Below are 11,910 nucleotides of genomic sequence, written 5' to 3'. Positions count from 1 at the left end.
GCCGATGTGGACTCTCTCCGGTTTCTCCGACGAGATCTCCCCCGACTTCACCGAGCAGTGCGAGGTCGTCACCGGCCTGGGCATGACGCACGTCGAGGTGCGCAGCGCCTGGGACGTCAACATCCTGGACCTGACACCTGAGCAGCTCGAGAAGGTCAAGAAGACCCTTTCCGCGTACGGGTTGAAGGTGTCCTCGATCGGGTCGCCGATCGGGAAGATACCGATCACCGACGACTTCGCGCCGCACCTGGAACGCATGCGGCACGCGGCCGAGGTGGCGAAGCTGCTCGACGCCCCGTACATCCGGATCTTCTCGTTCTTCGTCCAGGACCCGGCTTCCCACCGCGCCGAAGTGATCGATCGCATGCGGGCGCTGACGCGCGTCGCCGAGGAAGCCGACCTGATCCTGCTGCACGAGAACGAGAAGGAGATCTACGGTGACGTGCCCAGCCGCTGCCTGGATCTGATCCGCTCGGTGGGCTCGCCCTACCTGCGGCTGGCCTGGGACCCGGCCAACTTCGTGCAGGTGGGCGTGCGCCCCTACACCGACGGGTACGCCCAGCTGCGCCCCCACATCGAATACGTGCAGATCAAGGACGCCCACCTGGCGGACGGCACGGTGGTGCCGGCAGGCGAGGGCGACGGCGAGGTGGCCGAGACGATCCGGGCGCTGCGGCACGACGGCTTCGACGGCTTCTTCTCGCTCGAACCGCACCTCGCGGCCGGCCACGCCACCGGCGGCTTCTCCGGGCCCGACCTGTTCCGCACCGCCCACAGCGCCTTCACCGGGCTGCTGAAGACCGAGGAGATCGAATTCGTATGAGTGTCCCGAAGTTCGCCATCGTCGGCGCGGGCGTGATCGGACGCCAGCACGGCCTGGTCACCAGCCAGCTCACCGACCGCCTGGAACTGGCCGCGGTGGTCGACGTAGTCCCGTCCCGGGCCGCTTCTTTGGCGGACGAGCGGGGTGGCCGCCCGTACGCCGCGCTGGCCGACGCTTTGGCCGCCGAGCAGATCGACGTCGTGGTCGTGTGCACGCCGACCGGGCTGCACGGCACAGTCGCCATCGAGGCGCTCGAAGCGGGCAAGCACGTGATCATCGAAAAGCCGGCCGAGGTGACGGTCGCGAGGACCGACGAGATCATCCGGGCTCGCGACAAGGCGGGCACGCTGGTCACGGTCATCTCGCAGCACCGGTTCGACCCGTCGACCGAGAAGACCCTGGCCGCGATCCGGGCCGGCGAGTTCGGGCGGGTGTCGTCGGGGATCGCGGCCATCGACTGGTGGCGTGGGCAGAGCTACTACGACTCCGGCGACTGGCGGGGCACGTGGGAGCTCGACGGCGGCGGCGCGCTCATGAACCAGGGCGTGCACACGGTGGACCTGCTCGTCGCGGCGCTCGGGAAGCCGGTCGAGGTGTTCGCCTACACAGGCACGCTGGCCCACGAACGCATCGAGGTGGAGGATGTGGCGACCGGCGTGGTCAAGTTCGAGTCGGGGGCGCTCGGGGTGCTGCACGCGAGCACCTCGGCCTACCCGGGGCTCAGCGCCCGCCTGCACGTGCACGGCGACCGCGGGTCGGCGGTCATCGACAACGACCAGCTCGCGTACTTCCACTCGACGCCGGTCGGCGCTCCGATCGAGGAGCGGCTGATGGGTTCGACCCAGGTCACCACCGGCGGCGACACCGAGACGGCGGCCGCCGCCAACCCGGGCCAGCTGTCGGACGCGCACCGGCTTCAGTACCTGAACTTCCTCGACGCGCTGGCCGGGAACGGGGAACTGCGGGTCGACCTGGAGACCAATCGACAATCGATCGCGGTCATCACCGGGGCCTACGAGTCGGCGCGGACAGGGAAGCCGGTGAGGCTGGCATGAGCCGGATCGCGGCCAACCCGATCCCGTACTGGGCGTCGGCGGGCAAGACGCGCGAGGTGTTCGACGAGGCGTTCAACGACTTCCACGCGATCGGCTTCACGGCGGTCAAGGCCGACGTGCCGGACGACATGACGGCCGTCGATTATCGATCGTGGATCGGGCGGTACGGGCTGGCGCCGTCGCTGAGCCTGTTCAACTCGCCGTTCGACGACACTGTCACGGTCACCGGCGAGGTCGAAAAGGCCAAAGCGTTCGCGGGTACGCAGGTCGCACTGGGCCTGGACCGCACGATGGTCTCGTCCATGGCCGTCCCCGCCCGCATCGAGCAGCCGGCGGTGGGGGCCGGATTCGACGAGGGGCGGCTGTCGCGGGCGATCGACATGTGCGGGGAGGTGTGCCGGGCGCTGGCCGCCGAGGGGTTGCGGCCGTTGCACCACTCGCATGTCGGCGGGGTCTTCGAGACCGAGCACGAGATCACCCGGCTGCTGGACGAGCTGGGGGCGGACGTGATCGGGTTCGGGCCGGACACCGGGCACCTGCGGTGGGCCGGGATCGATCCGGCGCCGTTCATCGAGCGCTATGCGGACCGGCTCGGCGGCATCCACATCAAGGACGTGTTCCCCGACTTTCTGACGACCGCGGACAGCGACGCGGCCGACGGTGGCGGTGCGGCCGGTTCGTACCGCGAGAAGACGGCTTCGAAGCGGCTCTGGGCGGAACCCGGGCTGGGTGTGGTCGACTTCGACGCGGTGCTGGCGGCGATCCCGGCGGATTACGACGGCGACTTCATGATCGAGGTGGACGAGCCGTCGGTGGACTCGAAGCTGGAGTCGCACCGGATGTCGTTCGCCTGGGCCCGGAAGGCGCTGGCTGGCAGGATCGAGGAGTGACTGCTGTGGTGAGCGGGCAGGCCGCTCGGGTGGGCGGGGCCGACCGGGTGTTGGGCGATGCGGAGGTCCGCGAGTTCGTCGGCGCGCGACTCGGCGAGCTCGACCTGGACGGGCGCAGCGTGTGCCTGCTCGTGCCGGATGCGACCCGCACCTGCCCGCTGCCGCTGCTCGTTGGGGCCGTGCACAAAGCGCTGCACGGGCGGGTGTCACGTCTGACCGTGCTCATCGCGCTCGGCACGCACGGCGCGATGTCGGCCGAGGCGCTACGGGAGCACGTCGGCGTCTATCCGGACACCACAGTGATCAACCATGAGTGGTGGGATCCGGCGACCTTCGCCGACCTGGGGACGATTCCGAGCGCCCGGCTCGAGGAGCTGTCGGACGGGCGGATGAGTGGCGATGTGCCGGTGCTGCTCAACCGGGCCGTCGTCGAGCACGACGTGGCCATCGTGGTCGGGCCGGTTCTGCCGCATGAAGTGGTCGGCATGTCGGGTGGGAACAAGTACTTCTTCCCGGGCGTGGCCGGGCAGCAGATCATCGACGTGTCGCACTGGCTGGGGGCGCTGATCACGTCGGCCGAGATCATCGGGACGACCGGGCTCACCCCGGTGCGCGCTCTGATCAACGACGGCGCGGCGCTGATCCCGGCCCAGACGTACGCCTTCAGCGTGGTCACGGCCGAGACGGACGTCGGTGAGGACAGCCGGCTGCACTCGGTGTCGTTCGGCGACTGCATCGCCTCGTGGGCCAGCGCGGCCGAGATCAGCGCCGCGACCCACGTGACGTACCTGGAGAAGCCCGTACACCGAGTGCTGTCGATCATCCCGGCCATGTACGACGAGATCTGGACCGGGGCCAAGGGCTTCTACAAGGTCGAGCCGGTGGTGGCCGACGGCGGCGAGGTCATCCTGTACGCGCCGCACATCACCGAGATCGCCACCAGCCACCCGCAGATCCACGAGATCGGTTACCACTGCCGCGACTATTTCGTGAAGCAGTGGGAGCGGTTCGAGCACATCCACTGGGGCGTGCTCGCCCACTCGACGCACCTGCGCGGCGCCGGCACGTACGACGCCGTAACTGGCGTGGAGCAACTGCGGGTGCGGGTCACACTGGCCACCGGCATCCCCGAGGACGTGTGCCACGCGGTGAACCTCGGTTACCGCGACCCCGCGACGATCGACCCGGCCGCGTTCGGCGCCGACCCCGACACCATGGTCGTTCCGCGGGCGGGCGAGGTGCTGTTCCGCCTCGGGAGAGGGGTCAGTAGGCCCTGACGCGGCGGGCGGCCGTCGAACCGCGCACCACGAGGCGTACGGGAAGAACGAGTGGCCGGCCGCTGGGTTTGGCCCCTTGGGCGACGGCGATGCAGTTCTGCATGCCGGTGAAGCCCATCCGGTAGAGCGGCGACGCGATCGTGGTCAGCTGCGGCTCGACCAGCTCGTCGAAGATGATGTTGTCGAACCCGACCACGCTGACCTGGTCGGGAACGGTCACGCCGAGGCGTGACAGGCCCTTGACGATGCCGATGGCGAGCTGGTCGTTGTAGGCCTGCACGGCCGTCGCGTCGGTCTCGACCACGCGCAGGGCGGCGCTCAGCCCGGCCAGCACGGTCGGTTCGTACGGGCCCAGCCGCCGCGCCTCGAGGCCGAGCTCGGCCGCGCCCTGTCGCAGGGCCCGCCAGCGTACGCCGTCGGACCAGCTCGTCTCGGGCCCGGCCACGTACGTGATCTTCTCGTGCCCGAGCGCGGCCAGGTGCTCGACCGCCCGCCGGATGCCCCGCTCGGCGTCGTTGAGCACGCAGTTGGCCTCGGGGATGATGCGGTTGAGCAGCACGACCGCCTTCTGCTTGGCCACCATCCGCAGCGCCGAGTCGGTCATCCGGGAGCTGGCGATGACCACGCCGTCGACCTGGGCCAGCTCCTGCTCGATGGTCTGTCGCTCGACCTTGGGAGACTCGTTGGTGTGCGACAGGATCAACTGGTACCCCGCCTCGCGCGCGGCCTCGTACGCGCCCTTGATGATGTCGCCGTAGAACGGGTTGGTGACATCGGCGACGACCAGCGCGATCGCGTGCTGCACCGCGCCGGCCCGGGGTTGAAGAGCGTTCGCCGTACGGTATCCGAGTTTTTCGGCCGCCTCGAAGATCCGCCGCGCGGTGTCGGCGTTGACCCGCCCCGGCCGGGCGTACGCGCGCGAAACCGTCGAGGCGGCGACCCCCGCCTCGCGCGCCACGTCGTAAATGGTCGGGCGACTCATGACCAGGATGTTAAATCGGTCATCGTGCGCACAACAGCCCTGGCCCTCGCCGCGACCGTCGGAGCGCTGACCGCACCACCCGCCGCCGCCCACGCGGCTGCCGCCCCGGCCGAGGTCTGCACGATCCGTGACGAGCGGCTGGATGAGCTGTCGGGCCTGGTCGCCGTGGGTGACGGCTTCGTGGTGGTCAACGACGGCTCCGACTTCGCCGACCGCCGGCGGATCTTCTTCCTCGATGCCAGGTGCAAAGTGACCAAGACCGTGCGCTACCCGTCCCGGCCGCGCGACACCGAGGACCTGGGCCGGGCGGCCGACGGCACGCTGTGGGTGGCCGACATCGGCGACAACAGCAGCAGCCGTACGACGGTCGCCCTGTGGAAGCTGTCCCCCGGAGCGGCCCGGCCGGTGCTGCACCGATTGAGCTATCCCGACGGCGCCCACGACGCCGAAGCGATCCTGGTCCCGCCGACCGGCCTGCCGATCATTGTCACCAAGAGCGGTGGAACAGCCGGACTGTACGTGCCCACTGGTCCCCTGAAAAGCAGTGCCACCACCGCACTGCGTAAGGCCGGCGACGTGTCGATCCCGCTCACCAGCACCAGCAACCCGTTCTCGTTCCTGGGCCGGGCGGTCGTCACCGGCGGCGCCACCTCGCCCGACGGCCGTCACGTCGTGCTGCGCACCTACGCCGACGCGTTCGAGTTCGAGGTGCCCGACGGCGATGTCATCAAGGCCCTGACCGAGAGCGAACCCCGCCCGATCGCCCTGCCCGACGAGCCGCAGGGTGAATCGGTGGCCTACAGCACCGATGGCCGCTCGCTGCTGACTGTCTCCGAGAGCACCAGCCCGGTGATCCTGCGCTATCCCCTGCCCGACCGCCCCGCGGCCACGACTTCGCCACCACCGCCACCGCCGTCCTCGGCCGCGCCGGCGACGCCCGCGGCCTCCGCCGAGCCGGCTCCGGCGCCGTTCAACTACATCGCCGTCGTGGCGGGTGTCGTCGCGCTGATCGGCATCGTTCTGGCGGTGGCTGTCACGAAACGGCGGCGCCGGTAGTCCTTCTGGCATGACAACGGTGCAATCCCTGAAGAAGTGGCTGCGGATCGGTCTGTTCACCCTGGCCGGCCTGCAGACGTTCGTCAGCCTGTGGCAGTACGTGTTCTCCCGCTCGTTCTACGACAACTTCCCCACGGTCAAGCTCGACCCGCCGTACAACCAGCACCTGGTCTCCGACGTCGGCGGCCTCGGGCTGGCTCTGTGCGCCACGCTCTACATCGCCGCCGTCATGCTCGACAACAAGGTCGCGCTGACGGCGCTCGTCGGGTATCTGGTCTACGTGTCCACGCACTTCCTCTTCCACGTGACCCACTTCGACAACTTCTCGCTGCTCGAGGCGCTGGGCGTCGGCACCGGCCTGGGCATCGAGGTCGTGCTCGCCCTGCTGCTGCTCTATGTCGTACGCCTGATCCAGCGCGCCGAGACGGCAGCCGGCGCGGTCGGATCCGCGACAGCGGGTCGCTGATTCGACGGACTTCGGCTCCGGGCTCACAGCAGGCTCACAGGCCGCCCGATCTGATGGGCCCACATCATTGGCGTACGGGACATGGGGGATCGGTTGTGAGCCGAGCACGAAGGTGGGGACTGGCAGCGCTGGCGGGGGTCATGCCCGCGACGCTGGCCGTAGTGGGGATCCAGGTGGCGGATGCGGCCGCCACACCGCCCGGGGCGCGGTTGCTCGCGGCCGGCAAGAACGTCACGGTCGAGCGGTACGACGCCGGCGACCAGTTCGCGGTCAGCCTCGACCTCGGGCTCAACTTCGTCGCCGGCCAGGAGCCGATCGAGGTACGGGCCAAGCGCAAGTCGTACGCCGACCCGATCGTGGCCGACGTGATCAGCAAGAGCGGCAACAAGCGCCTGCCCGCCGCCAACGTCACCGACATGTCCGGGCTCAAGCGGTTCGCGACCGTCTCGATCAAGGACGCCAAGGGCAAGGTGGTCCGGCTCTACACGACCAACTTCTGCCCCAACACGTACGACTCGGTGCGAACCCGGCCCGAGGCGCCGGCCCAGACGCCGTACCCGATGGGTTGTGAAGGCGAGAACCCGTTCACGCTGGGCTCGGTGTGGGGCATCCAGGCCGGATGGGCCGCCTCGACCGAGGACATGCCCACGACCGGCAAGATGTTCGACCTGCCCGTCGGCAAGTACACGGTCGGGGTCACGGTCAACGAGGCGTACCGGAAGGCCTTCGCCATCGCGACCAAGGACGCGTCGGTATCGCTCAACCTGACCGTCAAGAAGGGCGAGTTCAGCGAGAAGGCGCTGAAGAACGACCACGACCACCACGGCCCGCAGGTCTCCGACTACCGGCCCGAGTACCGGGTCCCCGCCAAGCGCCCGGCCACGGTCAAGGCGGCGCCGGCCACCGGCCCCAAGCCCGACCTGCGCTCGCTGCCCGCGTGGGGCATCTCGATCGCGCCCGGCACCAAGAACAAGTGGTACGTCAACTTCGGCGCGACGGTCTGGAACGCGGGCACGTCGCCGCTGCTGGTCGACGGGTTCCGCCGCAGCGGGCAGGGCCTGATGGACGCGTACCAGTACTTCTTCGACGCCCAGGGCAACCAGGTCGGCGCCGTGCCGGCCGGGACGATGGAGTGGGACGCGCGGGCCGGGCACGAGCACTGGCACTTCACCGACTTCGCTCAGTACACCCTGCTCAAGGCGGACAAGAAGGTCGCCGTGCGCAGCGGCAAGGAGGCGTTCTGCCTGGCCAACACCGACCAGGTCGACTACACGATCCCGCTGGCCAAGTGGCGGCCGCTGAACACCGACCTCGAGACGTCGTGCGGGCTCGCGTCGTCGGTCGGGGTGCGCGAGGTGCTCGACATCGGCAACGGTGACACCTACACACAGGACCGGCCGGGGCAGTCGTTCGACATCACCGGGTTGCCCAACGGCACGTACTACATCCAGGTCAAGGCCAACCCGGCCGGCAAGCTGAGCGAGCTGAGCACGACCAACAACACCGCGCTGCGCAAGATCGTGCTCGGTGGCACCGCGAAGAAGCGGACGCTCACGGTGCCACCGGTCAACGGCATCAAGGGCTGACCTTCCACCCCAAGTCGCCGCCCGCCCATCCCGGCGGGCGGCGACTGACGGTGTCAGTTCTGGCGGTTCTCCGGGTCGAGGCCGGGCACGCGGGCCGAACCACTCGCGCGGCTTCCGTAGACGGTCCCGGTCGGCGGGGCCGGCGTTCCCGTGAAGTCGACGCTCACTCCGCTGCCATGACCAGGGCTCACGGCGTTGCCGGCCGCCGGGCTTTCCGGCGTACGCGGGGAAGCCGCAACCGGCGCGGCCGGGGTTACCGAAGTCCCGGCCAGGGCCGGCGAAGCGGCCGGCCACAGGGACGCCTTGCGCTTGGCCGACACGTCCTCGACCCAGCCGAACAGCAGGACGGCGACCAGCACGAGCGCGGTCTCGAGGACCAGCATCCACACGATGTACTGGAACGTCGCCCACGGCACCTCGTAGTGCTCGAGCACGAGCGCACCCACCGTGATCAGCGGGAAGTGCCACAGATAGATCGTGATGGCCCGGGCGTTGATCACGCGGACCGACTCGGCCAGCCACTTGAAGTTGGCCTTGTCGAGCACGGCCAGCGTCGGGCGGAAGCGCAGCACGATCAGGACGAAGGCCAGCGACCACAGCGTACGGGCGATGGGCTCCTCGTTGAGGTCGAAGCCCCAGGCCGTCGGGTGCGTGAACAGCCAGTACAGGCCGATGCCGCCGATCACCGCGGTCAGCCCGGCCCAGACCGCGGCCGGCAGCCGGTGCAGACGGCCGTCGCGATGGGCGAAACCGGCGATCCAGCACGCGGCGTAGGTGACGAAGTCCCACATGATGCCGTCGATCGGGTCGGGCAGGCGGAAACCGGTCAGGTGCAGCGCGACCAGGGCGGCCACGGGCAGGGCGACGACGACCCAACCCAGCTTCTTGTACGCGAAGTACAGGATCGGCGAGACCAGGACGAAGATCAGGTACGCCCGGAGGTACCAGAGCACCTCCCAGAACGGCTCACCCCAGGTGCTGCCGGGCGGGTCCTCGAGCGGGAACAGCCAGAAGAGCAGGTTGAGCTTGTGCAGCGGGTGGTCCGGGTCGCTGGCCGACCAGCCGTGCCAGAACATGATCGGCAGCGCGACCGCGGCGAAGGTCCACAGCGCGGGCAGCAGACGGCGGATGCGCGACCACACCGCCTTGCGCGCGCCCGACTTGGCCAGCGACGCCGCCATCAGCGAACCGGCGATCGCGAACATGACGCCCATGGCCGGCAGCACGTAGGTCAGCCAGGCCCAGCCGAACGCGTGGTAGACCACGACGCGCACGATGGCGAGCGCACGCAGCGTGTCGATGTAGCGGTTGCGTGGGGGCTTCGGCACCGCCGGCGGCCCGGTCGTGGGCTCCGCCGCGACAGGTGTTGCAGTCATGGGTGGGCCTCCGCCACAGTCGTGATCACACACAGCCCTCGTACAGGATCATGGCGGCGACCTGCGCGTAAACCATCGAACGCCGTACGACAGCCGTCCGTCCGGTCAGGCCGTGATACCCGACCGGTGGCGTGTTTCGGGAGGTCTCGATCCACGCCCAGCCCCGTGACACTGAGTAACGGAGGTACGACTTCGCATCTGCGGACTCAAAAGTGTCGTACCCCGGGGCTAACTTGAGCGATGAGTTACCGACGGTCGACCGGTCCTACTGTCGAGGAGGAGATACCGATGAACCCGTCCCTGACCGCTGCCCGCGCCGAAGCCCTGTTCACGAGCCCGATAGCCACCGGCAGCCGCCCCTCGCTCGAGGTGGTCGACGCCGCCATCCGCATAGCCGTGCGTAATCACCACGGCGTGCGCGGGTGCGCCGTCGACGTGGCCGGCGAGTACGGCGACCATCCCGACCTCGCCGCGCCTCGCATGCTCTGGGCCCGCCGCCTGGTCGAGGAGCTCTACACCGTCCCGCTCAGCGTCCGCGCGGCGTGACCAGGCCCGACTCGTAGGCCCAGACCACCAGCTGGGCCCGGTCGCGGCAGTGCAGCTTGGTCATGGCCCGGTTGACGTGCGTCTTGGCGGTCAGCGGGCTGATCACGGCCCGGCTCGCGATCTCGTCGTTGGTCAGGCCGCGCGCGACCAGCTCGACGACCTCCTGCTCCCGGGCGGTCAGCACCTCCCGGCCCGCGCCCGGGTCGGCCGCCGGCCGGCCGGCCGCGAACTCGCTGATCAGCGTGCGGGTCACGGCCGGAGCGAGCAGCGCGTCCCCGCGAGCCACGACGGCCACGGCCTGCAGCAGGTCGGCCGGGTCGGCGTCCTTGAGCAGAAAGCCGCTGGCCCCCGCCCGCAGCGCGGCGAAGACGTACTCGTCGAGCCCGTAGTTGGTCAGCATCAACACCCGCACCCCGGCCAGCCCCGGATCGGCGGCGATACGTCCGGTGGCCTCGATCCCGTCCAGCCCCGGCATCTGCACATCCATGAGCACGACGTCAGGCTTGAACCGCCGCGCGAGCTCGACCGCGGCAGCGCCGTCCGCAGCCTCACCAACCACGTCCAGGCCATCCTCGGCATCGAGCAGAGCCCGGAACCCGGCCCGCATCAACGCCTGATCGTCAGCCAGCAGCACCCGGATCATGCGGCGCCATCCAGCGGGAACGTTGCGCGCACGCTGAAGCCGCCGCCGTCGCGGTGGGCTGTCCGGAGGGTGCCGCCGAGGCCGGTGACCCGCTCGCGCATGCCGCGCAACCCGACGCCCGGCGTCACCGGCTGCTCGGGCCTGGCCTCGCCGTCGTCGACCACCGACACCGTGAGCAGCGCGGGGGCGTAGTCGAGGTGGACCTCGGCGCGGGCCGGGCCCGCGTGACGGGCGATGTTGGTCAGCGCCTCCTGCACGACGCGGTAGCCGGCCTGGTCGACCTCGACCGGCAGGTCGGCCGGGCCTCCGGTGACGGTCAGCTCCACCGGCACCCCGGCCGCTCGGGTTCGCTCGGCCAGTTCCTCGACTCGTTCCAGGCCTGCTCGGCTCAGTTCGGAGGGCGAGCGCAGCACCTCGAGGGTCTCGCGGAGCTCACGCATCGCGGCGCCGCCGGCCTCTTGGATCGCGAGCAGGGCGGGCGGTGGCTCCTCGCCTCGCTTGCGGGCCAGGTGCACGGCGATTCCGGCCTGCACCTTGATCACGGAGATGCTGTGGGTGAGCGAGTCGTGCAGGTCGCGGGCGATACGCAGCCGTTCCTCCCCCGCGCGGCGCCGGGCCACCTCCTCGCGGGTGCGTTCGGCGTCGAGGGCGCGCTGCTCGACCTGTTCCAGGTAGGCGCGCCGCGCGCGGGCGACCAGCCCGGCCACGTTGGCGGCGACGAACCAGCCCAGGAGCAGCGTCGTGCGCTCGACAGTCTGCTGGCCCGGCCGGCCGTCGGGGGCGACCGTGATGTCGTACGTCAGAAAGCCGGTGAGAAACACAAGGCTGGTCAGCGCGGCAGCGACCCGGTGCCCCCGCCACGCGGCGAGGTAGACCATGGCCAGGACGGCGAACGCGGCCGACACCCCGGCATGCACGCGCACGTGCAGGCCGAGCATGGCCGCGGTCACGACGATCAGCGCGGGCACGGGGTAGCGGCGGCTCAGGGCCAGCGCGGCCGCCATGATCAGGACGAGGACGACGTCGAGCGCCCGCACCGGATCGGCGTCCGGGGCGAGCGCGGCGTTGCCCAGCAGAAAACCGCCGAGCACCACGCCGCCGGCGAGGTAGGGCAGATCGGGTCGCACGTTCGCACTCTAGGACGGCCGAGCCGCAGAGGTCGTCCCCCGAGCGCGGTAGCCGGGGCGTACCACGGGCGCGGTATCGGCCG

12 protein-coding genes are annotated in these 11,910 nt (G+C 70.0%); 8 read left to right on the top strand and 4 right to left on the bottom strand.

The genetic code is table 11. The annotated features are described in order from the left end of the window. Positions 1 to 4 precede the first annotated feature (4 nt). The 4 genes from M1L60_RS01285 to M1L60_RS01270 are packed head-to-tail and all read left to right on the top strand — an operon-like array spanning position 5 to position 4,045. Positions 5 to 823, top strand: a complete 819-nt coding sequence (locus M1L60_RS01285) for a sugar phosphate isomerase/epimerase family protein (RefSeq protein ID WP_253235359.1) — start codon at positions 5 to 7, stop codon at positions 821 to 823. Further along, positions 820 to 1,878: a Gfo/Idh/MocA family protein gene (locus tag M1L60_RS01280; protein WP_253235358.1), complete on the top strand. Its 1,059-nt coding sequence runs from the start codon at positions 820 to 822 to the stop codon at positions 1,876 to 1,878. The genes M1L60_RS01285 and M1L60_RS01280 overlap by 4 nt, the downstream gene beginning before the upstream one ends. After that, complete coding sequence (locus tag M1L60_RS01275) at positions 1,875 to 2,768, top strand: sugar phosphate isomerase/epimerase family protein (RefSeq protein WP_253235357.1); 894 nt, start codon at positions 1,875 to 1,877, stop codon at positions 2,766 to 2,768. The genes M1L60_RS01280 and M1L60_RS01275 overlap by 4 nt, the downstream gene beginning before the upstream one ends. After that, on the top strand, positions 2,765 to 4,045 hold the full coding sequence (locus M1L60_RS01270; RefSeq protein WP_253235356.1) for a lactate racemase domain-containing protein: 1,281 nt from the start codon (positions 2,765 to 2,767) through the stop codon (positions 4,043 to 4,045). Before M1L60_RS01275 ends, M1L60_RS01270 begins: the two co-directional genes overlap by 4 nt. Here M1L60_RS01270 and M1L60_RS01265 read toward each other — a convergent pair. Continuing rightward, positions 4,032 to 5,027 (bottom strand): LacI family DNA-binding transcriptional regulator, encoded by a 996-nt coding sequence (locus M1L60_RS01265; RefSeq protein ID WP_253235355.1) that lies wholly within the window; start codon positions 5,025 to 5,027, stop codon positions 4,032 to 4,034. The genes M1L60_RS01270 and M1L60_RS01265 overlap by 14 nt on opposite strands. Before the next feature lie 24 nt (positions 5,028 to 5,051). On the opposite strand from M1L60_RS01265, the gene M1L60_RS01260 reads away from it, so the two are divergent. The 3 genes from M1L60_RS01260 (at position 5,052) to M1L60_RS01250 (ending at position 8,135) form a co-directional block, all read left to right on the top strand. Beyond that, positions 5,052 to 6,083: a hypothetical protein gene (locus M1L60_RS01260; protein WP_253235354.1), complete on the top strand. Its 1,032-nt coding sequence runs from the start codon at positions 5,052 to 5,054 to the stop codon at positions 6,081 to 6,083. Positions 6,084 to 6,093: 10 nt separating this feature from the next. Continuing rightward, entirely contained in the window at positions 6,094 to 6,549 is a 456-nt protein-coding gene (locus M1L60_RS01255; RefSeq protein WP_253235353.1) for a hypothetical protein, read from the top strand. A gap of 161 nt (positions 6,550 to 6,710) precedes the next feature. Then, positions 6,711 to 8,135, top strand: a complete 1,425-nt coding sequence (locus M1L60_RS01250; RefSeq protein ID WP_253235352.1) for a lysyl oxidase family protein — start codon at positions 6,711 to 6,713, stop codon at positions 8,133 to 8,135. Between the two features lie 53 nt (positions 8,136 to 8,188). Here M1L60_RS01250 and M1L60_RS01245 read toward each other — a convergent pair whose 3' ends face one another. Then, entirely contained in the window at positions 8,189 to 9,511 is a 1,323-nt protein-coding gene (locus M1L60_RS01245) for an acyltransferase family protein (RefSeq protein WP_253235351.1), read from the bottom strand. A gap of 288 nt (positions 9,512 to 9,799) precedes the next feature. Between M1L60_RS01245 and M1L60_RS01240 the strand changes: the two genes are divergently transcribed. Further along, entirely contained in the window at positions 9,800 to 10,057 is a 258-nt protein-coding gene (locus M1L60_RS01240; RefSeq protein ID WP_253235350.1) for a hypothetical protein, read from the top strand. Here the strand turns inward: M1L60_RS01240 and M1L60_RS01235 are convergent. Further along, on the bottom strand, positions 10,038 to 10,700 hold the full coding sequence (locus M1L60_RS01235) for a response regulator (protein WP_253235349.1): 663 nt from the start codon (positions 10,698 to 10,700) through the stop codon (positions 10,038 to 10,040). The genes M1L60_RS01240 and M1L60_RS01235 overlap by 20 nt on opposite strands. Next, positions 10,697 to 11,827, bottom strand: a complete 1,131-nt coding sequence (locus tag M1L60_RS01230) for a sensor histidine kinase (protein ID WP_253235348.1) — start codon at positions 11,825 to 11,827, stop codon at positions 10,697 to 10,699. Before M1L60_RS01230 ends, M1L60_RS01235 begins: the two co-directional genes overlap by 4 nt. Positions 11,828 to 11,910: the final 83 nt, after the last annotated feature.

The sequence above is a fragment of the Paractinoplanes aksuensis genome (genome assembly GCF_024137025.1).
In the GTDB taxonomy this organism is placed as follows: Bacteria; Actinomycetota; Actinomycetes; order Mycobacteriales; family Micromonosporaceae; genus Actinoplanes; species Actinoplanes aksuensis.
The sequence above is the reverse complement of the archived record's forward strand: the minus strand, read 5'-3'. Positions and strand labels throughout refer to the sequence as shown.